Annotated in this window: 20 protein-coding genes; 9 read left to right on the top strand and 11 right to left on the bottom strand. The window is 60.7% G+C overall.

Features of this window, described 5'->3' with window-relative positions:
* Positions 1-18 precede the first annotated feature (18 nt).
* From I2I01_RS06685 to I2I01_RS06655, 7 genes are all read left to right on the top strand, one after another.
* Complete coding sequence (locus I2I01_RS06685; RefSeq protein WP_196285687.1) at positions 19-1,173, top strand: acyltransferase family protein; 1,155 nt, start codon at positions 19-21, stop codon at positions 1,171-1,173.
* A 129-nt stretch (positions 1,174-1,302) separates the two neighbouring features.
* Positions 1,303-2,616 (top strand): 30S ribosomal protein S12 methylthiotransferase RimO, encoded by a 1,314-nt coding sequence (gene rimO, locus I2I01_RS06680; RefSeq protein ID WP_196285686.1) that lies wholly within the window; start codon positions 1,303-1,305, stop codon positions 2,614-2,616.
* Positions 2,617-2,736: 120 nt separating this feature from the next.
* Positions 2,737-4,332 carry a bacillithiol biosynthesis cysteine-adding enzyme BshC gene (gene bshC, locus I2I01_RS06675; RefSeq protein WP_196285685.1) on the top strand — a complete coding sequence of 532 codons (1,596 nt, stop codon included), beginning with the start codon at positions 2,737-2,739 and terminating at the stop codon, positions 4,330-4,332.
* Positions 4,333-4,372: 40 nt separating this feature from the next.
* A complete protein-coding gene (locus I2I01_RS06670; RefSeq protein ID WP_196285684.1) occupies positions 4,373-5,308 on the top strand; it encodes a hypothetical protein in 936 nt (311 codons plus the stop codon).
* Positions 5,308-5,916, top strand: coding sequence for a 5-formyltetrahydrofolate cyclo-ligase (locus tag I2I01_RS06665; RefSeq protein ID WP_196285683.1), 609 nt, complete (start codon positions 5,308-5,310; stop codon positions 5,914-5,916). The genes I2I01_RS06670 and I2I01_RS06665 overlap by 1 nt, the downstream gene beginning before the upstream one ends.
* Positions 5,917-6,050: 134 nt before the next feature.
* Entirely contained in the window at positions 6,051-6,575 is a 525-nt protein-coding gene (locus I2I01_RS06660; RefSeq protein ID WP_196285682.1) for an ExbD/TolR family protein, read from the top strand.
* On the top strand, positions 6,572-7,396 hold the full coding sequence (locus I2I01_RS06655) for an energy transducer TonB (RefSeq protein WP_211537855.1): 825 nt from the start codon (positions 6,572-6,574) through the stop codon (positions 7,394-7,396). Before I2I01_RS06660 ends, I2I01_RS06655 begins: the two co-directional genes overlap by 4 nt.
* Positions 7,397-7,616: 220 nt before the next feature.
* Here the strand turns inward: I2I01_RS06655 and I2I01_RS06650 are convergent, their stop codons facing one another.
* The 3 genes from I2I01_RS06650 to mnmD form a co-directional block, all read right to left on the bottom strand.
* Positions 7,617-8,177: a GDYXXLXY domain-containing protein gene (locus I2I01_RS06650; RefSeq protein WP_196285681.1), complete on the bottom strand. Its 561-nt coding sequence runs from the start codon at positions 8,175-8,177 to the stop codon at positions 7,617-7,619.
* Positions 8,178-8,200: 23 nt separating this feature from the next.
* Positions 8,201-9,469, bottom strand: a complete 1,269-nt coding sequence (locus I2I01_RS06645) for a DUF2157 domain-containing protein (RefSeq protein ID WP_196285680.1) — start codon at positions 9,467-9,469, stop codon at positions 8,201-8,203.
* 110 nt (positions 9,470-9,579) lie between these two features.
* Positions 9,580-10,293 carry a tRNA (5-methylaminomethyl-2-thiouridine)(34)-methyltransferase MnmD gene (mnmD, locus tag I2I01_RS06640; RefSeq protein ID WP_196285679.1) on the bottom strand — a complete coding sequence of 238 codons (714 nt, stop codon included), beginning with the start codon at positions 10,291-10,293 and terminating at the stop codon, positions 9,580-9,582.
* Positions 10,294-10,314: 21 nt separating this feature from the next.
* On the opposite strand from mnmD, the gene I2I01_RS06635 reads away from it, so the two are divergent.
* Complete coding sequence (locus I2I01_RS06635) at positions 10,315-10,740, top strand: thioesterase family protein (protein ID WP_196285678.1); 426 nt, start codon at positions 10,315-10,317, stop codon at positions 10,738-10,740.
* Between the two features lie 262 nt (positions 10,741-11,002).
* Here I2I01_RS06635 and I2I01_RS06630 read toward each other — a convergent pair whose 3' ends face one another.
* Complete coding sequence (locus tag I2I01_RS06630) at positions 11,003-13,747, bottom strand: autotransporter outer membrane beta-barrel domain-containing protein (protein WP_196285677.1); 2,745 nt, start codon at positions 13,745-13,747, stop codon at positions 11,003-11,005.
* A gap of 68 nt (positions 13,748-13,815) precedes the next feature.
* On the bottom strand, positions 13,816-14,319 hold the full coding sequence (locus I2I01_RS06625; RefSeq protein WP_196285676.1) for a T9SS type A sorting domain-containing protein: 504 nt from the start codon (positions 14,317-14,319) through the stop codon (positions 13,816-13,818).
* 737 nt (positions 14,320-15,056) lie between these two features.
* Here I2I01_RS06625 and rlmN point away from each other — a divergent pair.
* Positions 15,057-16,133, top strand: a complete 1,077-nt coding sequence (gene rlmN / locus I2I01_RS06620) for a 23S rRNA (adenine(2503)-C(2))-methyltransferase RlmN (protein WP_196285675.1) — start codon at positions 15,057-15,059, stop codon at positions 16,131-16,133.
* 81 nt (positions 16,134-16,214) lie between these two features.
* On the opposite strand, the gene I2I01_RS06615 is transcribed toward rlmN, so the two are convergent.
* The 6 genes from I2I01_RS06615 to I2I01_RS06590 form a co-directional block, all read right to left on the bottom strand.
* On the bottom strand, positions 16,215-17,459 hold the full coding sequence (locus I2I01_RS06615; RefSeq protein WP_196285674.1) for a hypothetical protein: 1,245 nt from the start codon (positions 17,457-17,459) through the stop codon (positions 16,215-16,217).
* 191 nt (positions 17,460-17,650) lie between these two features.
* Positions 17,651-18,622 (bottom strand): YihY/virulence factor BrkB family protein, encoded by a 972-nt coding sequence (locus I2I01_RS06610; protein WP_196285673.1) that lies wholly within the window; start codon positions 18,620-18,622, stop codon positions 17,651-17,653.
* Positions 18,623-18,724: 102 nt separating this feature from the next.
* Positions 18,725-19,465 (bottom strand): DUF3891 family protein, encoded by a 741-nt coding sequence (locus I2I01_RS06605; protein ID WP_196285672.1) that lies wholly within the window; start codon positions 19,463-19,465, stop codon positions 18,725-18,727.
* Between the two features lie 875 nt (positions 19,466-20,340).
* Positions 20,341-20,991, bottom strand: a complete 651-nt coding sequence (locus I2I01_RS06600) for an immunoglobulin-like domain-containing protein (RefSeq protein WP_196285671.1) — start codon at positions 20,989-20,991, stop codon at positions 20,341-20,343.
* A gap of 26 nt (positions 20,992-21,017) precedes the next feature.
* The gene (locus I2I01_RS06595) at positions 21,018-22,508 is read right to left on the bottom strand and encodes a SusD/RagB family nutrient-binding outer membrane lipoprotein (protein WP_196285670.1); all 1,491 of its coding nucleotides are present in this window, start codon (positions 22,506-22,508) and stop codon (positions 21,018-21,020) included.
* A gap of 20 nt (positions 22,509-22,528) precedes the next feature.
* Positions 22,529-25,711 carry a SusC/RagA family TonB-linked outer membrane protein gene (locus I2I01_RS06590; RefSeq protein WP_196285669.1) on the bottom strand — a complete coding sequence of 1,061 codons (3,183 nt, stop codon included), beginning with the start codon at positions 25,709-25,711 and terminating at the stop codon, positions 22,529-22,531.
* Positions 25,712-26,119: the final 408 nt, after the last annotated feature.

The following is a 26,119-nucleotide window of genomic DNA, read 5'->3' as shown; positions in this document are numbered from 1 at the left end:
TTTCGCATCCTTACGGCCATGTCTGCACCTGTACCGCCCGCCCCCACTGCTTTAGATTCTTTTCTCAGCCAGAAGCTGCGGTTTTGGTCGCTGATGGCCATGGTGCTGCTGGTGTACGTGCACGCCTACAACCTGCACCCGCGCTACCTGCAGCCCTTCACGCCGGTGCAGGAGCCGCTGGGGCCGGGCACCTGGCTGCAATATTTGCTGGCCAACGGGCTGCTGCGCTTCCGCATCCCCATTCTGTTTGCCATTTCGGGCTACCTCTTTGCCTGGCGCGACGGCGCCGAGCCGCACGGACAGCGGGTGCGGCGGCGCCTGCGCACGCTGGGACTCCCCTACCTGCTCTGGAGCGGGCTGTGGCTGGCCGCGCTTTGGGCGCTGGAGCAATTTCCCATCACCAAGCAAGCTATAATTGACGCCGAAATCAGCCCATTCTGGCCGCGGCAGCTGCTCAGCCAGTACTCGGCGGGCGAGTTGGTGCAGCGTTGGCTGGTGGTGCCGGCGCCTTTTCAGTTGTGGTTTTTGCGCAGCCTGTTGGTGCTGAATCTGGTGTATCCGTGGCTGCGCGTGGCGGTTTTGCGCCGGCCGGTTATATACTTTAGCGTAGTGGGGCTGCTATGGTTTTTCATGATAGACCTGCCTTTTCTGGAAAGTGCAGGGCTATTGTATTTTGGACTGGGCGTGTGGCTGGCGCTACGAGGCCAAGACGTGCTGACGCCGCCCAGCTGGGTACGGCCAGGGCTGCTGGCGGGGCTGTGGCTGGGCGTGTGCCTGCTCAAAACCTGGCTGGCGTTTCACGCGGGGCCACCGTTTTCTACGCCGCTGGCGCTGGGCATGCTGGCGCTGCACAAAGTGGGCGAAGTGAGCGGCATGCTGGTGGCTTGGTTCGGGCTGAACGGGCTGGTGCGCTGGTGCATGGTCCGCGGCTGGTTTCGGTGGCTGACGGGCTTTTCATTTATGATTTATGTGCTGCACGTGCCGCTGGTGAACTATGCCACCGAGCTGGCGTTGCGCTACGGGCGGGCCGTTCCGCACATCCATTTGCTCACTTACCTCGCCCTACCCCTCCTGGTAGTGGTTGTGAGTGTGGCCTTTGGCGCACTGCTTCGTGCGGTGGCACCACGCATTTATAGGGTGCTTACTGGTGGCCGGGGACTGGCTACGTCGTAATTTTGGGGTTCGGCCGGCAAGCAATCTATCCTATTCGCGCTTGTGGCCCTTTTTTCTGAAGCCGCTGGTGCCCGTGCGCCAAGAACTACTTCAGAAAAATCCCGGTTAGTCAGTTTAAATCAGCGATAAGTGAAAGTTAGAAATCAGACCCAGAATAAGGTAAACGTCATCACCCTCGGCTGCTCGAAAAACGTCGTGGACTCGGAAGTCCTGATGGGCCAGCTGCAGGCCAATAAGTTCGACGTGACGCACGAGGCCGAGAAATCGGACGCCAACATCGTTATTATCAACACCTGCGGCTTCATCGACAACGCCAAGCAGGAAAGCATCGACACCATTCTGCGCTACGCGGATGAGAAAGAAGCCGGCCGCCTCGAAAAGCTGTACGTGACGGGCTGCCTCTCGCAGCGCTACAAGGACGAGCTGGAAGTGGAAATCCCGCAGGTGGATGCCTATTTCGGCACCCTGGAGCTGCCCCAGATGCTGAAGACGCTGAACGCCGACTACAAGCACGAGCTGGTGGGCGAGCGCCTGATTACCACGCCGCGCCACTACGCCTACTTCAAAATTGCTGAGGGCTGCAACCGCCCCTGCTCGTTCTGCGCCATCCCGCTGATGCGCGGCAAGCACGTGGACCGGCCCATCGAAGACCTGGTGAAAGAGGCCAAGCGCCTGGCCGGCATGGGCACCAAGGAGCTGATTCTCATTGCCCAGGACCTGACCTACTATGGCCTGCAGCACTACGGCGAGCGCAAGCTGGCCGACCTGCTCCGCAACCTGTCCGATGTGAACGGCATTGACTGGATTCGCCTGCAGTACGCCTACCCCTCGCAGTTCCCGCTGGATGCGCTGGACGTGATGGCCGAGCGTGAGAACATCTGCAAGTACCTCGACATGCCCCTGCAGCACGGCTCCGACAACATGCTGAAAACCATGCGCCGCGGCATCACCAAGCGCCGCACCATCGAGCTGGTGGACACCATCCGGCAGCGCGTGCCGGGCATTGCGCTGCGCACCACGCTCATCAGCGGCCACCCCGGCGAGACGGAGCAGGACTTCCAGGAAATGTATGACTTCGTGGAGCAGACGCGCTTCGAGCGCCTGGGCATCTTCACCTACTCGCACGAGGAAAACACCCATTCGCACACGCTGGTGGACGATGTGCCGGCCGAAGTGAAACAGGAGCGTGCCGATGCCATCATGGAGCTGCAGCAGGGCATCTCGATGGAGCTGAACGAAGCCCGCGTAGGCCAGACCTACAAGGTGCTGTTCGACCGCAAGGAAAGCGGCCACTTCGTGGGCCGTACCGAGTTTGACTCGCCCGAAGTAGACAACGAAGTGCTGGTGCCAGTGGAGAAAAACACCTTCGTGCGCCTGGGCGACTTCGCGAATGTGAAAATTGACTCGGCGTCGGATTTCGACCTGTACGGGCACTTGGTATAATCGTGGGCAGCTAGCCGTTTTCAAGGCTGAAAGCAACTTTTCCGGCGGGGCCGGGTTTAGTGCGGACTTTTGCTACTGGCAAGGGTTCGCACCGAACCCGGCCCCGCTCGTATTACCCCTATGCCCACTCGCTGTACCACCCTGCCCTACGCCGAAACCGGCGCTTTCTCCGGCCTGCTCACCGATTACCTGGCCCAGAAACCCGCCTTAGCGCCTTTTTACAACCGCTTTCCGTCGCTGGAAAATTTTGCGGCGCAAATAGAGGAAAAGCAGGCCAGTTACACACCCGAGGCCCGGCAGCGGCTGGTAGCAGCACTACAGCAGCAATACGGCGGCGCAGCCCCGGCCGCCACCGCCGCCAACATCGAGCTGCTGGCCCAGAAAACCACCTTCACCGTGACCACCGGGCACCAGCTCAACCTGCTCACGGGGCCGCTGTACTTCATTTACAAAATCGTGTCGGCCGTCAAGCTGAGCCGGGAGTTAAAGGCGCAGTACCCGCAGTACGATTTCGTGCCGGTGTACTGGATGGCCACCGAGGACCATGATTTCGCCGAAATCAACCACTTCACGCTGTTCGGCAAGACTTACTCCTGGGACGCGGCCAGCACCGGCGGCCCCGTCGGCCGCCTGCCGCTCGAAGGCCTGGAGGAGCAGCTGCTGAGCCAGCTGCCGCCCGAGGTGCCGACGGCGTTTCGCGAGGCGTATGCGTCTTCGCAGAACCTAGCCGAAGCCACCCGCAAGCTGGCCGATGCTTTGTTTGGCGAGTTCGGGCTGGTGACGCTTGATGCCGACCGCTCGGCCCTGAAACAGGCCTTGGTGCCGCTGCTGACCAAGGAAATTCAGGAGCAGGTTTCTAACACCGCCGTGCAGGCTACTAACGGTCGCCTTACCGAGGCGGGCTACAAGCCGCAGGTGTACTCGCGGCCCATCAACCTGTTTTTCATCACCGACGAGGGCAAGCGCGAGCGCCTGGAGCCCGACGCCAGCGGCGCCGACTGTGTGGAAGTCACCATCCGCAACACCGCTAAGTGCCACAGCCAGGCTGAACTGCTGGACTTGGCCCAAACGCACCCCGAGCAGTTCAGCCCCAACGTGGTGCTGCGACCGGTGTACCAGGAAATCCTGCTGCCCAACCTGGCTTACATCGGCGGTGGGGCCGAGGTGGCGTACTGGTTTCAGCTCAAGGACGTGTTTGCCGCGTTTGGTGTGCCCTACCCCATCGTGCTGCCGCGCAACTCGGCCGAGTACATCAGCCGGGCCAACGCAGGCAAGCTGAAAAAGTTGGGGCTGACTTCGCTGGAAATCTTCCGCCCGCTACCCGAGCTGAAAAAGCAGGTGGGCGCCGCCCTGGGCCAGGAAGAAGTGAGCCTGCGTGAGCAGCAGCAGGCGCTGGCCGCTGCCTTCCAGCAGGTGCAGGACCTGGCCCAGCGCCTCGACCCCACCCTGGTCAAAACCGTGGCCGCTGAAGCTCAGAAAGCCGCCGGCGGCCTCGCCGGCCTGGAAAAGCGCCTCAGCAAAGCCGCCGAAACCAAGCACGAAACTGCCTACTCGCAGCTAGCCGCCCTCAAGGAAAAGCTCTTCCCTGGCGGCGGCTTGCAGGAGCGCAGCGACAACGTGCTCAGCATTTTGATTAACAACCCTGGCTTCATCGAGCAGCTGGTGGAGGCGTTTGAACCGCTAGCGCTGGAGTTTACCGTTTTGACCGAAGAATAGCCTAGATTTGGCCAGTCGTCTGTTCTGGCCTGTTTCGCTCATGCTTCAGTTTTTTCGCTCGCTTTTCGCCAAAGCATCCCCTGCCGCTACCGACTTATCCTACGGCTTGCTCACCCAACTTGAAATTGAACCGCTGCTTACCGGTAATCAATGGGAAAAGCTGGAAGCCACGGCCACCGCGCTGGCCACCGACGACCTTAGCCGGCTCTTGGATGGCTGGTGCCTCAGCCACCGCTATGCGCCGGCTATTCAGCGCTACCTGGCGGCCGGCAGTTCCGAACTGCGGCAATTGGTGGCGGGTGTGCACGCCACTTTTCTGGCTTGGGAAGCCCGGGGCGGCCTTATTGCCACCGAAACTACCCAAGGGCAAGCGGATGGGTTTTTCCACTACCTCAACCAGGCCTACGACCATCTGAACCAACCCTTTGAAAACCCAGCGTTTCAGGCCGAAGCGGCCGCCCGGCTGGTACGGGTGGGCATGGGCTTGGGCGAGCGGGAGCTTGCTACCGATGCCTTTGCCGTGTGCGCCGAGCTAGCGCCCACGCACCTGACCGGTCATTATAATTACATGCGGCTCGTATCGCCGTGGTGGCACGAAGGCTTGGAAGACTTAACAAGCTACGTCGACTCTATTGCCGACCCGGCTTTGCGCCGCTTGTTCCAGCTCCTTGCTTTACACGAGATTCACAGCTTTTTAGGGCACGAGCACAACAGCGTGGCCACAGCTACCAAGCTGCTGAAGCAGGACTATCGGGCGCGAATCGACCAAGTACTGGCCGGGCCGGGCCGGGCCGAAGGAAACTCCCTGGCGGCTATATACTACAATAACTACCTGGCGGGACTGCATCACATTCTGGGCAACACCGCTGCGCGCAACCAACTTATCCAAACGTTGGGGGCACATTTCACCCCCTACCCCTGGCAGTATTTCGGGCTGAACAATGCTGCTGCCGTACAAAGCCTGTTGAAGTCCTAATGCTTGGGCTGGAGCCAAAAACCAAGGCCGACCTGCGCCGCGCCGCGCTGGCCCGCCGCCTGGCCCTGGACGACGACGAAGTAGCGCGCCGCAGCATCAAGCTGCGCGAAAACCTGTTCCGCCAGTTTCCGGTGGCGCAGTGGCAGTGGCTGCACCTGTTTCTGCCGCTGCAAAAGCGGAACGAACCCGATACTTGGAACGTCATCCGCTGGGTGTGGGGCGAGGAGCTACCCCTGCGCCTGGCCACGCCCGTGGTGCAACCCGATGGCGCTTCGCTGAAGCATTACGAACTGCTGCCCGAAACCCAGCTCACCCAAAACCGCTGGGGTATTGACGAGCCCGTGCCCGACCCCACCACCGCGCCGGAAGTTTTCCCTGCGGCCTTCGATGCCGTGCTGGTGCCGCTGCTGGCCGTGGACCGCATGGGCCAGCGCGTGGGCTACGGCGGCGGCTTCTACGACCGGTTTCTGGCCCAGTGCCGACCGGGCACGCAGTTCATCGGGCTGAATGTGTTGGATGAGCAACCAGTCGAGCGCATTGCCGACGTGCTGCCCACCGATGTACCGCTCACGGCCTGTATTACGCCGGGCCGGGTATGGCAGTTTTAGGGCAACCTGAGAGAACGGGATTTATAGCGTTTAGTATGCCGATAAAAATTTATTTTTTCGACGTAAAACACTAGCAATAAGCCATTCATAAATAGCGTTGGCCGGGTATCTATCATTCCAAAAGGACAGAACCCATGGCCGAAATCCAACCGCAAGCCGCCGGGCCCAACAAGGCCGGCAAGCGCCGCGCCAAGAAGATGTCGACGCGCATCGACATGACCCCGATGGTGGACCTGGCGTTTCTGCTGCTCACCTTCTTCATGCTCACCACCACGTTTGCCAAGCCCAACAACCTGGAGCTGCAAATGCCGGTGAAAGGCCCGCAAACCTTCACCCGCGAATCGGGCGCCATGACCATTGTGCTGGGCAAGGGCCACCGCGTGCACTACTTCTTCGGGCTGAATGCGCCGCACGACCCCAGCGTGCCAACGCCGGAGCTGCACACCACCTCTTTCGCGGCCGATGGCATTCGGCAGGTATTGCTCGACCGCCAGCGGCAGCAACCGTCCCTGGTGGTGCTCATCAAGCCCAGCGAGGAATCTCGCTACAAGGACATGGTGGACATCCTCGACGAAATGAACATCACCCAGCAGAAGAAATACGCGCTGGTAAAAATTACCCCCGACGACCTCACCCTCCTTAAAACCGCCGCATTATGATGACCAATACCCAACTGGCCACGGCCAGCCTCGACGACATCGTATTCGATGGTCGCAACCGCCACTACGGGGCCTACCAGCTCCGCGCCCTCTACCAGCGCCACATGACACGGGCGCTGATTATTGCCACCGCCCTTTGCGCGCTGCTGCTGGTGTTTCCGCTGGTGGCCCGGTGGCTGGAAGGGCCGCCCGCGCCCCCGCGCAAGGTAACCGTGCTGGCCGACCCCATGGCGCCGCCACTCGACCCCAAAACGGCCACTCCGCCCCCGGTGACGCCCCCGCCCGTGGCCCCGCCCGCGCAGCTCCGCCCGGCCACCATCCGCTTTACCCCTCCCGTGGTGGCGCCCGACCCGCAAGTGACCGAGGACGTACCGGAGCAGGCTGCACTGCAAAATGCCAACATCTCGACGGTGACGCGCGCCGGCAGCGACGAGCCCGCCGACCTTACCCAGTTGCAGGAAACCACCGGCCCGACTGAAGTTGCCGGTACCGTGGCCGAGAAGCCCTATGCCTGGGTGGAGCAGATGCCCGAGTTGCCGGGCGGTGGGGGCAACGCCGCCATCGTCGCCGCCATTCAGAAGGCCGTTAAGTACCCGGCCCTGGCCCTCCGCAACCAGGTCGAAGGCCGCGTTTTCGTGAGCTTCACGGTGAATGCCCAGGGCGAAATTTCAGACGTGAATGTGGTGAAAGGCCTGGGTTCGGGCTTGGACGAGGAAACGATTCGGGCGGTGAAAACCCTGCCCAAGTTCATTCCCGGCAAGCAGAATGGCCGCGCCGTAAGCGTATCGTTTACCGTGCCGGTGACATTCAAGATTCAGTAATCGTCCGTCGTTGCGCGGTTCTGTCCTTGCAAGGCCGCAGGCCGTGGCAACCGAAGGTCAGCGTAGCTAATCCGTCCTGCACCCTGCGACCAGACTCGGCTGTGACAAGGCCACTAAAAAGCCCCGGCACCATTGTGGTGCCGGGGCTTTCTGGTAAAAAGATGTGTCTGGTGTTGAGAGGACGGATTGCTTCGCTCCGCTCGCAATGACAGACGATGCCCTACTTCCTCACTGCCCCTACGTCCTCTACCCGCTCAATGCGTGCTTGCCCCCAGGGTGCAATGCCAACGTGCACGCGCAACGGGTGCAGGCGGCCAGCTTTTTCGAGGCGCAGGCCGCTGCCTTCGGGTACGTAATAGCGCTCCAGGTTGAAACGCAGCGTGAGCGAGTGGCGGTACACGTCCGTTATCCAGGCGCGTAGCACGGCCTGGCCGGGAGCGGCCGTGGGGGCCTTGGGGTACACGCCCACGGTGGTGCTGAGGCTGTCGGGCCCTTGGGCCAGCAGCACGAACACCCCCTGGCGGCGGCGTGGCGCGGCGGCGTCGTGCCACTGGTTCAGGGACGCATCGCTGATGACGTAGCGCAGGCGAACGAAGTCGCCGTGGAGCAAGTCGCGCGGGTCGACGGGCGTGGTGGCCAGCACCACGTGCTGGCCCAGGGCCGTGGTGGCGTAGCCCGCGCCAGCCACCCCCAGCACGTAGAGCACCTGCGCCGCCACCAGCAGGCGCAGCAGCGGCCGGCGGCGCGCCGGGTTTGAGGCCCAAGTGAGCAGGTCGGGCATTCCTTTCAATTATAAATTTTGAATTATAAATTATGAATTGACGCTTCAGCGTCGGGGGCGTCTGTTGCTTCGGTAGGTAGTGCGGGCGGGGCGGCGGCCAGCGTTTGGGCGTTGCGGCGGCGCAGGTACCAGCTCAGGCCCAGCAGCAGCACGCCGCCGAGCAGGAAGAACAGCGACTTATCCAGGAAAGCCCAGGTCAGCTTGAAGTAGGCCACGGCCGTGGCCGCCACAAACAACACCGCGCCCAGCGTAAGCTGGTCAGAGTCTTGGTTGCGGTGGGCGCGGGCCAGCACCGAGCCGGCATGGGCGTAGAGCACCACCAGCGTAGCCACTGCCAGCGGCAGCCCGCCCGGCAGGTAAAACCCCGGCAGCAAAAGCAGCCAATCAAGCAGCGTATTCATCCGGCCGTGTGCCCGCTTACCGGCCACGGACAGCGCAAATACGGCCGCCAGCGACGCCAGGTAGGGCAGCAGTGGCGGCCGCAGCACGTTGGCGTAGGTATCGGTTTCGCCGAAGGTAGCCAGCCCGAACATAAACAAGTAGGCCGCCACCAGCGGTGGCGCCTGCAGGGCGCGGGCCCCGGCGCGGTTGGCCTGCCAGTCGCCGGCGGCATATATGGCCATGGCGGGCACAAAAAACCAGGTGATTTTGGCGTGGAGCACGGCCACCAGCAGGCCCGCCTGCCACAGCAGCCCCACGGCCAGCACCGTGCTGCTTACTACCGCGGGCCGGCGCCACCAGTAGTAGCCCAGCCCCGCGGCCACCAGCGCCGCCGTGGCATAGCTGAAGCTGCCCAGCACCTGCACGCAATACGTTTGCACGGCCGCCCCAATAAGCACCGTGAGCAGCACCAGCAGCCGCGAACCGTACACGTAGCTCAGGGCCGTGCCGGCCACCACCCAGGCCAGCAGCCCACTTACGTCGTAGCCCACCAGCTGGTAGAGCTGGCTCACAAGGATGATGCTGGCACCGAACAATATCAGCCCCAGCCCGATAAGGCCGTGGCCCAGGTCGGCGTTGCCGCGGCGCAGGAAATAGGCGCCCGCCCCGTAAGCCCCCAACAAGCTGCCCAGCAGCAAGGCCAGCCGCAGCGCAGCGGGCAGGGCCTGCCAGTTGGCCGCCACCACGCTCAGGGCGCTCAGGCCCACCAGCACGCTGCCCAGCAGCGGCAGCAGCCCCAGCGTGGGCGCGTCGGTGGGGTAGCGGGCCAGCAGCTGCTGGCGCTGTGCCTCGCTGATGAGGCCATCGGCCACCCAACCGGGGCTTTCGGTTTCGAGGAATTTGCGCGACAAGGGTGGTGAGTTAGCGGATTGGTGGATTGTAGGTAGGCGCAATTTGCATAATTTATGACCGACTCATCATTGGCTAATCCGCCAATCCGCCGAGCCACAAACCGGCTAAATCACTTCACCGCCCGCGTCATTTCGCGCTTACCGGGGGGGCCAGGCAGCTTTTCGGTGTGCCACCCGGCCGCCCGCAGGTTGCGCCGAAACTGACCTTGGGCGCAGTAGCTCACCAGCACCGCGCCGGCCGCGGAGGCGGCGTAAAGCTGGGCAAAGATGGCTTCTGTCCACAGCTCGGGCTGCTTTTCGGGGGCGAAGGCGTCGAAGTAAATCAGGTCGTAATAGTTGGCCGGCAGCGTGGCTTCTTCCAGCGCATCGGGCAGCTTGGTGAGAAAGAAGTGGGGCGCCAGTGGCACAGTTTCGCGCCAGGGGGCGGCGTGCAGCTGGTGCAGCAGCGGCACGGCATCGGGCGAGTCGGCAGTCCATTTGCGGGCCAGCTCGGCCACCACTTCGGCGGGCAGCGGCACGGTTTCGAGGGCATCGTAGGCCACGGCGGCTCCGGCGGCTTGGGCGCGGCTCAGGGTGAGCAGGGCGTTGAGGCCGGTGCCCAGGCCCACTTCGAGCAGGTGCAGCGGCCGGGCGCAGGGCCCGCCCAGGCCGGCCTCCAACCGGGGCAGCAGCCCCGCCTCGATGAACACGTGCTCCGATTCCTGCCGGGCGCCGTGCCGCGAGTGGTAATGCTCATCGAGTGCCGGCACGTAGAGCGTGGCCGAGCCGTCGGCCGTGCGCCGCACTTCTACCTTTGGCGACTCCAAAAATTGCTCACTGCTCATTGCTAACTGTTATCTGATTTTATGGCCCGCGTAAAAGTAGCCCTGCCCGCTGCCTTCTCCTTCCGCACCGAAATCCCGGTGCGCATCACCGACCTGAACTACGGCGGCCACCTCGGCAACGATGCGCTGCTCAGCATCCTGCACGAGGCGCGGGTGCAGTTCCTGCGCTCTCTGGGCCTCGAAAATGACTTCGACCCGGTGAGCAAGCTCGGCCTCATCATGGTAGATGTGGCCGTGGAGTACAAAGGCGAGGCCTTCCACGGCGACGTGCTGCACCTGCAGATGGCCGCTACCGACGCCAACAAGTACGGCTTCGATGTGGTGTACCACGTGCACAACCAGGCCGGCAAGGAAATAGCCCGCGCCAAAACCGGCATGCTCTGCTTCGATTACAACGTGCGCAAGCTGCGCCTGCTGCCCGAGGCGCTAGCGGCTCAGGTGCATTAAACGTTTAGCGGTGTTTCGCCAACCCGTCCTCCCCATAGCCCCACCCAATGTGCTGCAGGTGCTGGGCGCAAATTGGGCTGGTATTGCCGGTTTTTAAGCTCGGCCACTTCCGCCCCGCAGGTCTCCACCTTAAGGGCCAGCCATGGGCGGCTTCCAAGCATTGCCTGGTTACGAGCCTAGACCACTAGTGCCGACACACGCCACGACATAAAAAAAGGCAGCTTCTCAGGGAAGCTGCCTTTTTTGTGCCAAGTGTTGGGCCTTACCGGCGAGCTTCCTCGCGGGTCAGCTCAGCAATGAGGTTGTTGTAACGCGTCTGCATCTTCTGCACCAGTTCCGCTTTGTAAGCCGGGTCGGACGAGAACCGCTTCAGCAGGTTGACCTTGCTCACATCGGTACCCCGTTCGCGCAGGTTCTTCTCAGCCAGGGCAAATCCGGCTTCGATATCGGCGCTCTTCAGCGGGTTGTAGCGAATGGGCTGTGCAGCCAGTGGGCCATCCTTCAGGCCCGGCAGCTTCGGAGCCGCCGCGGGAGCCGTAGCCACCACGGGAGCAGGCTGCGCTGCCACGGCCGGCACGTTGCCACCCATGGCTTCACGGAAGCCGGGCACTAGGGTAGCCAGCGCCGAATTGGTTTGATTGATTTGGGCACGCAGGGCAGCAATTTCAGCAGCTTGGGCCGAAATTTTGCTTTCCTGGCTTTGCACCAACTGTGCAATGTCGTTGGTGTTCAAGCCCACGGCCACGTTCACATGGTTCACGCCCTCACGGTCGGAGGCCGACCAGGCAATGCCCACAATGCGCTTGTAGTCGGCAGCTTCCATGGCACCGGGTCGCTTGGCTACGCCAAAGCCATTGCCGCCGCCGCTTGCCAGCACGTAGTCGCCGGGCTGCACCCGACCAATCACCTTCACCGGCACCTGGCCCATGAACGCCACCTTTTCATAGTTGGCTTCTTTGCCGGCTTCCGGCATGTTGCCCAGCACAATGGGACGCTCTGAAATCACCATCACTTTTTCGGCGCCGGCGGTAACTTTCGAAATCACCCCACCTTTCACCCCCACTACATCACCGAAATGAAACTGCTCGACGGCGCTGGCTTTGGGCAGCCATTCGGCGTAGTCGCCGGCGCCCGACTGGTAGGTCACGCCAATCTGCGTTTGACGGAAGGTATTGTAAGTTACTATTTCGGCGCTGGCAATGGCCAGGTTGGCGGTGGCAATTACCGCGTTGGCCACCGAGGCGGCAATGAGCGAGGGGATGGGCACGGTTTCGCACACGCCCAGCCCCACGCATGGGGTAGTGGAAGCAAGCGCAGCGGCTACGTCGGCGAGGGCCATGCCTTCCTCGGCAATGGCGATGGCTTCATTGGCCGCCAGCATCGAGTTGTCATAAATGTACTCGGGGTCTGAATTCAACTCGCTGGTAGTCTGGCCCTCGATACGGCCTTGCACCCCGTCATTGTCGAAAAACGTGACGAAATCCTTGCTGCCGTTCCGGCCACCGTTCACCTTGATGGCCACGCCTTGGTCGCTGCCCTGCACGCGCAGCGGATAGGCGGCGTAGTTGCCGTCGCCGCCGCTCACGTTTGCGTCGATGGTTACCTGGCCTTTGGCGCTCAGGGTGTTATTGAGGGTGGTAGCGCCGCCCACTACTAGGGTGCTGTTCAGGTTGGCCGCGCCGGTCGTGTTCAGCGTGCTGTTCAATCGGGTAGCCCCGGCCACGGTCAGGGTATTATTCAACGTCGAAGCACCCGTTACCGCCAATGTGCTGTTCAATGCCGAAGCGCCCGTAACCGTCAAGGTGTTATCCAATTGCGTGGCGCCTACAGTGTGTAAAGTGCCGCTCAGAGTAGTGGGGCTGGCATTGTTCACCCGTAAGGCGCTGTTCAGGTCCGTGGCGCCCGCTACCGCCAACGTATTATTCAACGCCGAGGCACCCGTAACTGTCAAGGTGTTGTCCAGTTGCGTGGCCCCCACGGCACGCAAGGTGCCGCTCAAGGTGGTGGGGCTGGCGTTATTCACGCGCAGGGCGCTGTTCAGGTCGGTAGTGCCCGCTACGGTCAGCGTGTTGTCCAATTGCGTGGCGCCTACCGTGCGCAGGGTACCGCTGAGTGTGGTGGGGCTGGCATTGTTCACGCGCAGGGCGTTGTTTAGGTCGGTGGCGCCTTCCACGGTCAGGGTGTTTTTCAGTTGCGTGGCCCGGTCTACCGACAGCGTACCGGTGAGCACCGTCGGGCTCGCGTTGGCCACCGTCAGTGGGCCGTTGTTGACGGTAGCGCCGCCCTTGGCGTTCAGCGTGGTGTTTTTGTCGACGGTGAGGTCATTTTTCACCAGTTGGTTGCGGTCGATGGTAGCATCGCGGCCCACGTGCAAGTCATTGCCAATGTTCACGTTATTGCCCACATTCAGGGTGTTCTGAATGTTAATATCGCCGTCTTTGGTGATGCGCAGCCGCTCCAAGTTGTTGGTAATCATCACCAGGTCGGCGTAGTTGGTCGAGCCCAGGAAGTCGGTCAGCGAGTTCACGCTCGAGTTGCCAAACAGCGACCATACCTGCGAGGGCACGCCGGGCGTGTTGCCATTGGCAGCGCCAGAGCCGCCAGTTGCCTTACCGGCCTTGGCGGGGCCCACCAGCTCACTTGCCGTGCCGGCATGGAAGGCATAGGGCACGGCCAGCAGCTTGCTGCTGCTGATGGTAATAAAGTTGGCGCTTGCCCCGGTCTTGATTTCCACCTGCATCCAGATGTCCTCCGTGCTCCAGGGGATGTCTTTGAACTTGCCCTTCTCCACTTTGCCTTCGCCCACTACGAGCGTGAAAAGGCCCAGCTGGCTGGTCGTCACCTTATGGGTTTCGGTGTAGTGCGCCACTTGGTCGGTGTAGTTGCTAACCAGGCTGATGCGCAGGGTGATTTCCTTATTGCTCAGCACCTGGCCGGCCGCGTCGCGGGCTACCGCTTGGTAGCGCATCCCGTAGGGCACATGCTGGCCGTAAGCCAAATTCAACATGCACAGCGAAAGCAGGAAAAATAAGTACAGCTTTTTCATGAGAGACTTCGAATGGGTTGGGTGGGAGACTATTGGGCCTTGATGATTTTGAAGGTCTGCAAGGCATTTCCGCGCTTGCCGCGCACGTGCAGGAAGTAGACGCCAGCCGCGAAATCAACCAGGTTGAGTTGCTGTTCCAACTGGTGCAGTTGCGGCGATTGGGTCAGGAGCACCTTGCCGCTCGCATCCGACAGCGACAGTTGCACTGCCTCCTGTAAGTCAGCAGGCATGAAGACCGTCAGCAGGGATTCGACCGGATTGGGCGCCGCCGAAAAGAGGAGCGCCGACGTGTTTCCCGGTTCTTTAGTCAAGGCCGTTACCTGCAGCGAAGGCTGGTGAAACCCTTGCGTGTACAGCGTGGCAGGCGCCGCAACAGTTTCAACTGCTACTTCGCCCAGGCTCCAATCAATAAGCACCCCGGCTCCTCCAGACGAGCCACCGGCACTGGATATAAGCTCCGGGCTAAGCTTCTGGGCCGTTGCACCATAAGACATGCCCACCACAGGCATTATCAGTAGAAAGCTTTTTTTCATAACATGGGGTTGAGGTGGTAAGGAAGAACAATGAGAAATCAGGCAATGACGATGAAACAAGCTGCTGCACTACCCGCAAGGGGCCAAGTGATTTGAGCTCGACTATTCGGTTCTTCTTTCAGCCTATGACGCAGTAAAGTCGCATACTGCGTTAGGTACTGCACGTCGAAATAACTACGCCACCTCTTACTGGTTACGCTCTGTATTTCAGCGCCCTAAAGTATGACCTTTTCTTTTATTGATAAAATAATTAATAATCATTATTCATTAAATATAATTTTTCATTGCTTTATGTCATTAAAAATTGATATGCCAACTTTAAAATACAATAATTGGTGTGACGGATAGTGAGGAGCTTAAGTTGCTTTTTGTCAATTCTCTCAGCCGTCCTTAGGGAATAAGGATGCCCACAGCAATTGACTCGATGAGAGCAGGCAGCATTGTTTCTAAGTATCTCATCAGGCTGGCTCTTTTTCCATGAGTCAGCAAGGCGATGCAAGCGGCTTAGCCAAGACAGGAGTACGCCACGCGCAGCAGTACCTGCCAGTTACGTCTTGTTTCATAAGGCAACTGCAGAGAGCAGACCAGTGCTTGAATAGGCGGAGCCAAGCTTTGATGGTTCTGTCTTGGTTGTAGCAATGCGCAGCATCATTAGTGTTTACGCATGAAGACAGGAAGCCGCCGCCAAACTGCAAGCCTTGGGAACCCAACGCCCTGTTGGCTTGTATCTTTGCACTATGCTGCTAGAATTGCCCCTCGCCCCCGTTATTAAGAAGCGCGACATCCGCAAAACCTCGCCCGACGAGCTCAAGGCCTTCATGGTGGAGCACGGCGAGAAGCCCTTCCGCGCCAAGCAGGTGCAGGAGTGGCTCTGGAAAAACACGGCCGCCACGTTCGAGGAGATGAACAACATCTCGGTGGCCACCCGCGAGCTGCTCGACCAGCACTTCGTCATCAACGGCGTAACGGTGCAGAACAAGCAGCTCTCGAACGACGGCACCATTAAGTCGGCCTTCAAACTCTACGACGGCAACGTGGTGGAAGGCGTGCTCATCCCGCACGACACGCGCATGACGGCCTGTATCTCGTCGCAAGTGGGCTGCTCGCTCACGTGTAAGTTTTGCGCCACCGGCTACATGGACCGCAAGCGCAACCTCGACGCGGCCGAGATTTACGACCAAGTGGTGCGCATTCGGGAGCAGTGTGAGGCCCAGTACGGCACGCCGCTCACCAACATCGTGTACATGGGCATGGGCGAGCCGCTGCTCAACTACGCCAACGTGGTGGAAAGCGTGCGCCGAATCACCGCGCCCGACGGCCTGAACATGGCGCCGCGCCGCATCACCATCAGCACGGCCGGCATTGCCAAGATGATTAAAAAGCTGGCCGACGACGACGTGAAGGCCAACCTGGCCCTCTCGCTGCACGCCCCCACCGATGCCAAGCGCAACGAAATCATGCCCATCAACGAGGCCAACTCCCTGGCCGCGCTGAAGGAAGCCCTGCAGTACTACCACCAGAAAACCGGCCGCAAAGTCACCTACGAATACATCGTGTTCGAGAACTTCAACGACGAACTGGAGGACGCTGCCGAGCTGCTGAAGATTGCCAAGTGGTTGCCCTGCAAGGTGAACCTGATTGAGTACAACCCCATCGAAAACGCCGCCTACCAGAACGCCGAGGCCGACAAAATCACCGCCTTCCACAAGTTCCTGGCCGACCGCGGCGTGCAAACCAACATCCGCCGCTCGCGCGGCAAAGACATTGACGCCGCCTGCGGGCAGCTGGCCGTGAAGGAGAAAGCCGCTGCCTAACCCTTCCGGCTCCTGAGCCAAAGAAAAAGGCCCGCCTGTAAATCAGGAGGGCCTTTTTCTTTGGCTCAGGAGCCGGAAGGACTACTTTACCCGGCCAAAACGAAACGTGACTTCGCCGTAGGGGTAGGCGTCGGTGTAGTTCTGGCTCACGCGGCCGAAACTGTATTGCTCGTCGTAGGAATTGTGCGCATACATCAGCCCCAGGCCGCCGCTGATGCGGGGCCACGCCACGCGCAGGCCAGCAATGCCGGCCAGGGCCGTCCTTTTGCTATAGGAGTCGCTGTAATGCACCACGTAGGTTTCGTTCATCAGGGAGATGCGACGGCTCACGCGGGTGGCCCCGCCCAGCATCAGCACCGGCGTGCTCCCGAAGCCGCCCCCGCCACTGAAGCCAAAGCCCACGCCGCCGGTCAGGTTGTTGTCGGCGCTGCCCACAGTGGCGTTGGCGTAAGTGACACCAGCGGCGTAGCCGCCCACGAATATCAGCATGGCCCCCGTGCCGAAATGCAGGTTGTCATTCTTCGACCCGAAACTGACCTTGGGCGTGAATCCAATCAGATTGTAAGAGCCCGCTGCGGGTATAAACGAGGCGATTATGCCCATCGAAAAATTATTGGTGATGCCGTAGTTCGCGTTCAGCAGGAAGATGTCGATGTCCTGCACGTAGCCTTCGCCGCGCCGCAGGTTGCGGGCTGTGGGCCCGAAGAACAGGCGGTTGCCGTTTCCCACGTAGTCGTAGCCCTTGCGGGTTTGCTGGGCGGTAAGCAGCACCAAATCGCGCAGGTTGGTGCGCTGCACGCGCACCGTGCCCAGGTCTTTGGTTTCGAACTCCAGTTCCTGGGGGCCGGCCGTGCGTAGCACGCCAATGAAGCTGTTGCCCGATTTCAGCTCCACGCTGTAGGAGCTGCCAATGAGTTCGGGTTGCGAGCTGGCCACTACGTAGCCCGGAGCTAGGGCGGCGCTGGGCGCCACGGGGGCGGCCACCGGCCCGGCCTGGACCAGCTCGCGGAGGCGCCCGTCGATGACGGCGCGCACGGCATCGAACTCCACCGGCAGGCTGGGCCGGTTGAGCACCTGGCCGTCGCGCTGGCGGATGCGCAGCGTAAGGGCGCTGTCGGGCGCCAGGGCGCGCACGAAGCGGGCGTCCAGAAAGTTGTCGGCAGCGTAGTTGGGGAACAAGCCAAAACGGGCCTTTTCGGCTGCGTCGATGACCTCGCCCACGGCGGGGCTCACCACCAGGGTACGCTCGGCGGGCGCCTGGGCACGGGCCGGGGCACTGGCAACCAGCGCCAGGCCTGCGAAACCAATACGTAGTAGATAATGCATATGAGGAAGGGAATTTTCCTCAAAGATGCTGTTTTACTGGTAAATCGTTGCAAACCTAATTATTTCGGCCAAGTGCATCGCGGCGGCCCGTCCACTGTGCCCGGCGGCCGAGGGCCCTGCCCTCGTCTACGCCGGCATCAGTCTTATGCAAGAAGCACTTAACGACTGCTTGCAAAAGGAGAGTACGGGCGTTAAGATTTCCAACGGCCCGTGCTGCGAGGCCGGCCGGTGGCCTTTTCCTCATCCGACTCGCCGGGCGCGATTTCCTCCAGCCTCACGCGCACGGCGTGGGCTTTGGGCTGCACTTTCTGGCCGAAGGCATCAGCAAATTCCTGGGTGAATTCGGCCCCGAAAAAGATGATGAGCGACGAGTAATTGACCCACAGCAGCAACACAATGGCCGAGCCCGCCGCCCCGAAGGCCGAGCCGGGGTTGGCCTTGGCGATATAAAAAGCAATGAGGTACTTGCCAATTACAAAAAGCAAGGCCGTGATGAAGGCGCCAATGCCCACGTCGCGCCAACGGATGATGGCGTCGGGCAGGAAACGGTAGATGAGGGCAAACAACAGTGTGGTGATGCCCAACGAAAGCAGCACGTCGACCACGTGAATGACGATGACGCCAATTTCCGGAATCTGCCGCTGCAGCCAGTCGGTGAAGGTGGTGAGGACGGCGCTGATGACAAAGGAAATGAGCAGCAGCAGGGCCACGCTCAGGATGAGGCCGAACGAGAGAAAACGCTGCTTGAGGTAGGCGCCGATGCCGATGCCGTTGGTTTTCACCTTCAGGTTCCAGATATCGTTAATGCTTTCCTGCAGGGTAACAAAGAAGGTGGTGGCCGCAAAAATGAGCGTGGCCACTCCAATGGTGGTGGCCACCGGCCCGCGCTGCTGCACCGTGAACTTGGCAATGCTGTCCTGCAGAAACTTAGCCGAATCGGCCCCCACCAGCCCCTTTAGCTGCCCGTAAATCTGTCCGGTGAGGGCTTCGCCCCCAAACGCCGCGCTGGCCACTGTGATGACGATGAGCAGCAACGGCGGCAGCGAAAAGATGGTGTAGTACGACAGCGCCGCCGCGTGCCGAAACGAGTTGTTGTTGCTGAACTCGCCAGCCGAAGACTTGATGACAGCCAGGATATCGGAAAATTTGTAATGCGTAGCCATGCAGAGCGAAAAGAATGTAGGCCTTACTACGGCCGGTGGGGAGCCGCGTTATCAGAAAAACAGATAAGCTCTTCCGTACCCCCCGCTGCACTTAGGCTTCGGCTAAAGTCTTTTTAGCGTCCAGCGCAGCACCTCAACGGGCGCTGCGCGCAGGGCGGCGGCTAGCTCGGCGTCGTCGCGGAACTGCAGTTGCGTGAGCGTGCTGGCTTCCACGCTCACCTCGATTTCGGCTGCCTGAAACGGCCAGGGCTCCACCAGCACCGGGCCATTGGGCACAGGCTGGCGCAGGTGGTAGCTGCGGCCGTCGGGCCCGTGGTAGATTTCGAGGGTGCGGCCCATTTCCGGGATTTCGTGGCGGCAGAGGATGAGCGACAGCCGGTCGGCCCAGTGCAGCAGGTCGTAGGCCTGCTGGGCAGCGGCTTTGGTCAGCTTGAGGGCCCGGCGCCAGCGTTGCTGCCGGGCGCGGAGGTCGTCGAGAAAGTCATCGATTTCGCGCGACTGCCCCCGCAGGCCCTCGTAGAGGCAGCTTAGGTGCAGGCTGGTGAGCAGGCTGCGCCAGCGCCCCTGGAAGCGCGCAGCAGCCAGCACATCGGTGGCCTGCGCCAGCGAAAATTCTTTCTGGGTGAAGTTGGCCGGGGCACCGGCGGCGGTGAGGCCGTAGTGGCCGCCGCGGCCGTGCCAGGCCTGCTGCTCGTCGTCGTGCTGGGCCACGGCCGCCAGCAGGCCCACCCACTGGTCGGGCGGCAGGGTGGGCGGCCAGTGCCAGGCCAGCTGCATGGCCAGCAGGGCGTGGGCTTGCTGGTAGATGATTTGCCAGCCGGCGGGGGCGGAGTTGACTATCATGGTAGGAGGCTGCTACGGTATGGAGCAATGGGCTCCCGCGCACCAAGCAGCATGCGCTCTACGGAAAATCATCTTCCGCCGGTGCAACCAAGTGCATCTGGGCACTGTCTTTTGCCAAAGCCACTACCACAAACATGCGGGTGCTTTTCACCGCTTCTACCAGCCCCCTTTCACAATAAGTCATGCATCCATTCATGCCTTAATTACTGTCGGGAAAGATTTAACATTAATTTTATTTTAGCCCTTTAAAAAGCAAAGTTGCATCATTATTAAACCACTAATTGAAATTTTGTTTGATGCAATCAGTAATGGCTACTATATTATTTATTAACCCAACAATAGAGGAGTCAGAATCAGCTTCACGCTTCATCCAAAGCCATAATTATCAATAAAAAGTATTACTTTTGAGTCAACATTAACGCCCAGGCGTTTTCAGCATTTGCAAACATTGGTAGTGGGAGTAAGTACTACGCTGCGAGAAGCTGCAACTTCTCGTATGCGCAGCGGTTTAATGTGTGTTTTTGGTGAGTGAAAACTTCATGGATTTACTTATCCCACTACCATCGTTTCCTAGGCTGAATTTATCAATTACGAAATCATTGCCCAATATTTCGTACTGGCGCTGACAGACCAGCAAAAAAAGAGAAGGTCCGTTACAAACTTCAACTATGTGGTGAAGTTTGCAACGGACCTTCTCTTTTTTCTTTAGATAATAAACGTTCAGCAAACCGACCACAATGCGCCCTTTATTATTCCACAGCGCAATTGTGAATCGAGCTTGTTTTAATTAGCCAGGGAATAAAAAATAAAAGGGCCATAATTGGCGCCGTGCACATGTCACGGCGCCAATTATGGCCCTTTTATTTTGGCTTATGTTAGCGCGTAGCGGCGCGCACCGTATTGCCGAAAATGGCCGGTGCGTTGATGGCGTACGCAATTCTCGTCAATTGCCCGGCTGTGAAGGTACCGGACACCGACGTGAAGGTGGTGTAGCCCAAGCCCGGGATGGTTTGGGCGGGCACCACGATGTGCGACGCGTCGGTTTGCACGAAGTAAGCTGTGAACAAGTTCGGCGCGTTGGTGAAGCCGAAGTTGTCGATGCGGTACAGGCCTTTGTTGCCCACTTTGGTAACGGGCGACGGCGAGAAGCCGCTGCGCGTGAAGGTGCCGCTCTGGTCCAGATTGTTCACGGCCGGGTCGGTCACAATCACCGTGCGAGTAGCCGCAATGGTATCGCCTTCGGTGTTGGCACCTTTGTAGCGAATGACGTAGATGCCCGGCCGCGACGTGTTGACGGGGTTCGAGATGATGGGCTGCAGGGGCGCGCCACCCAGCTCGGCCGTTACGCCGGGCTCGGTGAAGGTTTCGCCCACGTTGATGACGTAGTACTCGTTGCCGGCCAGCGTGATGGCCGGGAAGTTTTTGATGCGGGACAGTTCGTCGGTTTCTGTCTTCTTGCAGCCGCCGAGGGCCAGCGACGATGCAACCGCCGCCGTGCCGAGAAGGGTAAGAGCTAGCTTACGCATGGCTTGATAAGTTAAAGGATGAGGGGCTACTTCTTATCCCACCACACCGGCACCTCGGCCGATTGCACGGCGGGGGCGTTGGCGTTGCGCGAGGTTTCGGTGAAGGGGTAAATCAGGCGCTTGGCGTAGGTACGGTTCGGCAAGTCGCTGTAGGGGGTACCCGTGATGAAGGAAGGATACTTGGTGCGGCGAAGTTCCGTCCAGGCCTCGAAGCCTTCGGTGCCGTTCAGGGCCACCCATTTCTGGGTGATGATTTGCTCGAGACGAGCCTCGCTGAAGCCGGCGCTAGAGCCGCCATTGAAGGCAATGCCCGTGCTGCTCAGGAAGCCCGTGGGCACCGTGCGGCCGAAGTGAGCAAACGAGGCTTGGATACCGGCTTCGTACAGCGCCCGGGGCGTAGCTGCGCCAGCCAAGCCGCGCAACGCGGCTTCGGCCTGCAGGAAGAGGCTTTCGGCGCCGCTCATGAGCACCACCGGCGAGGCCACGCCGGCAATCTTTTGCAGGTTCGGCCGCGAGCGGGTGCTGATGGCGCCCGACGCGCCCCGGATGGCATCGCCCTGGGGCGTGCCCACGTGCGCCGCCGTGGTGTTGGGGACAGTTGCCGTGCTGCCGGGCCGGCTGAAGAAGTCGTCGATGCGCGGGTCGTTGGTGTTGGCCAGGTAGTCGGTGCTGGTCTTGCTGGCGATGATGTTGTTGGCGATGCCCGAGGAGGGGTTTACATCGGCCAGGTACAGCGGGTTGCCGTTCTGGGTGGCGTTCGAAAAGCCCGTCACCTGAGCATCTTCGGTGGCGCCCAGAAACTGCGCGCCGCCGGCGTACAGGGCCCGGATGCCGGCCTCGGCCACGGCCTGGCGGGCGTATATCTGGCGCAGGTAGATTTTCAGCTTCAGCGTGTTGCCGAAGCGGCGCCACTTGTTCATGTCGCCGCTGAACACCAGGTCCTGGCCGCCCACGCTCACGGCGGTGGAAGACGTGTTGATTTTGGCCAGCGACTCGTCAATCAGCGTAATCAGGCCGTCGTACACCACCTGGCCGTCGTCGAACTTGGGCTGGGTGTTGGCCGCGCCGCGCAACGCCTCAGTGAAGGGAATCTTGTCGAAGCCGTCGGCCAGCACCTGGTAGGTGTAGGCCGATTGCAGGCCCGCGATGGCGGCGTAGTTGGAGCTGTCGCCCTTGGCCCGGTCCATCACGAAGCGAAAGTTCTTCAGGCCACCCGTAAACAGGGTTTGGTATTCGCGGTCGTTGGTCGTTTGGCCGATGCGGTACCGGTCGTAGTCCTTATACTGGTTGGCGGTCAGGCTTTCGGTCCAGTGCTGGGCGAAGAAGTTGCCGAGGATGTTGAACGGCGCACCCATCACAAAGGCCACGTTGCCGGTACCGGCCGGCAGTACCAGGTCGGGGCTCACGGAAGCAGGCCGCGTGGGGTCGGTGTTGATGTCGAGCTGCTTGTTGCAGCTCGACAACCCACCCAGCCCCAGCAGGGCCAGAAACAGCAGGTTCTTATAGTTGGTAATCATCTAGTTTAGAGAAATAAGGATTAGAAGCTGACGCGGATGTTGGCGCCGTAGCTACGCAGGCTGGGCGAGCCCGTGAAGTCGAAGCCCTGCACGTTGCCGTTGCCGAAGTTGTTGATTTCGGGGTCAACATAGGTGTTCTCCTTGGCCGTCCACAGCAGCAGGTTGCGGCCGGTGACACCCACCGACAGGCTACCGAAGGGCGTGCGGGTCAGCCACTTGCTGGGCAGCGTGTACGAGAAGGCCACTTCGCGCAGCTTGGTGTAGGAAGCGTCGATGATGTTGGTGGCGGAGGGGCCGCTGGCACCTTCCAGCGCGCCGAAGTAGTTGTAGGCGTCGGTGGGCGTAGTGTTGGGCGAGTAGCTGCCGTCGGGGTTCTGCACCACGCTGTTGGGGATGATGAAGGGCTGGCGGTCGTTGATGAGCGTTTCGGGGGCCGTGCCGGCAAAGCGCTGGGTGCCGCGGGTGCGCGAGTACATCGAGCCGCCTTGCTTGGTATCCACCACCACCGTCAGGTTCAGGCCCTTGTAAGCGAAGGTGCTGGTCAGGCCGGCCGTGTAGTTGGGCGTGATGGTGCCGAAGGTTTGAATCACGGGGTTGGTGAGGGGCGTACCGGTGGTGGCCGATACCACCACCTGGCCCTGGTCGTTGTACAGGATGCCGTTGGTGCGGAACACGCCGTAGGGCTCGCCCACGCGGGCCGTCAGCGTCACGCCGCCCAGGCCGCCGATGGCCACGTCGGCGCCGTCGGGGGTGGTGGCCAATACCTTGCTCACGTTCTTGGTGTAGTTCAGCGAGAGGTCCCAGGTGAAGCCGCCCACTTTCACAGCCGTGCCGCTCACCAGCAACTCAATGCCTTTGTTCTGAATTTCGCCTACGTTGCCCACCAGGCCGGTGAAGCCCGAGCCGGGTGCCAAAGGAATGGTCAGAATCTGCTTGGTGCTGCGCGTGTCATAGAGGGTCACGTCGGTGGTGAGGCGGTTGTTGAAGAAGCGCAGTTCGGCGCCCACTTCCACCGATTTCGAAATCTCCGGCTGCAGGGTGTTGCTGCCGATGACGTTGCTCTGGCTGTAGCCCACCACGTTGCCCAGCGGGTATTGCAGCACGCCGCCGGTGTAGCCGTTGCTCACGCTGGCCACGTTAAACACCGAGCGCGTCTGGTACACAGGAGCGTCGTTACCCACCTGGGCCACGTTGGCGCGCAGCTTGCCGTAGTTGAAGAAGCGGTTTTCTTTCAGGCCCAGCAGGTCGGTGAACACGAAGCCCAGATTCACGGCCGGGTAGAAGAAGCTGCGGTTGTTGGCCGGCAGCGTCGACGACCAGTCGTTGCGGGCCGTCAGGCCCAGGAACAGGAAGTCGCGGTAGCCAAAGTCCACCGTCGAATACACGCCCACCAAGCGGCGCAGGCTGTGGTTGAGCGAGGTGTTGAGGTAGCCGTTGTTCTTGTTGTTGTTCAGCGTGGCGCCAATGGAGTTGCTCACCAGGTTGTTGGTGCCCACGCCGCTGCCGTCGAAACGGCGCTGATTGAAGTTCTGACCCACCAAGGCGTTGATGGTCAGGTCGGGCGTGATGTTGCCGTTGTAGGTCACAATCACGTCGGAGTTGATTTCGGTGTAGTTCAGGTTGTCTTCGGCGTAGTAGCCGGTGCCGGTGGGGTAGCCGGGCGTCGTGGGGTCGCGGCGGGCCGTGAACTGCGAGCGTTGGTCGCTGTAGGTATCAATGCCGAGGCGGTAGTTGGCCTTCAGGTGGTCGTTGAGCTGGTAGCCCACCTGGGCATTGCCCACCAGGCGGTTCACGGTGTTGTGGAACTTGTTGTCGTGCAGAATCTGCCAGGGGTTCACCGTGTAGGGGCTGTAGTACCCGTTGATGTCGTTGAACTTATTGTTGATGTCGCGCAGCTCCAGCAAGCTGATGTCGCGGGGCGTCTGAATCAGCTGGTCGTAGATGGAGTTGTTGCCCTGGCCGGTCACGGCCGGGTCGCTGTTGGTGTTGGTGTAGGTGGCGCTTACGCTGCTGGTGATTTTGTTGGTGAGGTGCGTTTCGCCACCCACTTTCACCGAGCTACGGTTGTACTTGGTGCCCGGCGTGATGCCGGTTTGCTGCACGTTCGAAGCCGACACGATGTAGTTGGTCTTTGCGTCGCCGCCGCCCAGCGAGATGGTGTTGTTCCAGGTTTTGCCCAGGTCGAAGAAGTCGCGCACGTTGTTGGGCAGGGCCACGTAGGGCTTGGAGCGCTGCTGGTTGCCCACAATGTTGCCCCACACGCGGTCCACGCCGTCGAAGCGGGGGCCCCAGCTGGTGTTCTCGCGGGTGTCGGCCAGGCGGGTGTAGCCGTCTTGCGGGTAGCCCTGGCCAAACTCGTTCTGCATTTTGGGCAGCATCAGGATGTCGTCAATCACATACGACGAGGTGAAGGTCACTTCCGCCTTCTTGCCGGCCTTGGCGGCGCCGCGGCCCGACTTGGTGGTGATGATGATGGCGCCGGTAGCGGCGCGCGAGCCGTAAAGAGCGGTAGCAGCCGGCCCTTTCAGGATGTTCACCGATTCCACGTCTTCGGGGTTAATATCGTTGGCGCGGTTGCCGGTGTCCACGCCGTTGTTCAGGTTGTCGCCGGTGCCCACCTGGCTGTTATCAATCGGAATACCGTCCACCACGTACAGCGGCTGGTTGTTGCCGGTGAAGGACTTGTTGCCCCGGATAACCACGCGGGTCGAGCTGCCTACGCCGCCCGAAGTGCTGTTGATTTGCACACCGGCCACCTTGCCCTGCAGCGAGTTCAGCACGCTGCGGTCGCGGCCCTGCGTGAGCTGCCCGGCCTCAATGGTTTGGGTAGAGTAGCCCAGCGTGCGCTTGTCTTTCTCAATGCCCAGAGCGGTTACCACTACCTCGTTCAGTTGCTTGGTATCGGTAGCCAGCGAGATGGTGTAGGGGCCATTGCCGTTGGTAATGGACTGTTGCTGTCCCACGTAGCCCACTGAGCTGAAGCGCAGCTCGGTGGCCGTGCTCGGTACCGTCAGCGTAAAGGAGCCGTCGGCGTTGGTGGCCGCGCCCACAGTGGTGCCCGGCACCAGCACGGTCACGCCGGGCAGGCCCTCGTTGGTGGCCCGGTCTATTACCCGGCCCGACACGGTGCGGTCCTGCGCCCAGGCCGACCCGAAGGAGCCCAACAGCAACAGCAGCACCATTCCTAATAGTTTGTTTTTCATTTAGTGAAAAGGTGAATTAAAAAACAAAGGAAAAGCTGTGAAAAAATCAAAATATTATCACCAGTTGACCATTACTCTGCCTTTATGAATAGCAGAATTGACTATCCCCTCAGCGAGCGTTTTGGTCCCGGTTCAAATTTCTCTTTTGCTAAAAGCTGGCAGATGCGCACGCCCGAAACGCCACTACAAGCAGCGTTTTTTCTGACGTCAAAAAATTAACGTAGTAGCCCAAAAGCAATAGCGTAATCGAACAGGCGCACTCCAGTTTTGCAACTGCCGCCTTGCCCCGGCATCATGCTCGGCTACAAACACCAATCAGGCACCACTGCAGGGCATGCTTCTTCGTTGAGAAAACGCATACACCCCGCCGATGCATTGACTTGGCTAGTAATGTTTTGGGTCTAAGCA

The organism is Hymenobacter properus (assembly GCF_015694735.1).
Lineage (GTDB): Bacteria > Bacteroidota > Bacteroidia > Cytophagales > Hymenobacteraceae > Hymenobacter > Hymenobacter properus.
Note: the sequence above shows the minus strand (reverse complement) of the source record. Positions and strands in the feature narration are given on the sequence as shown.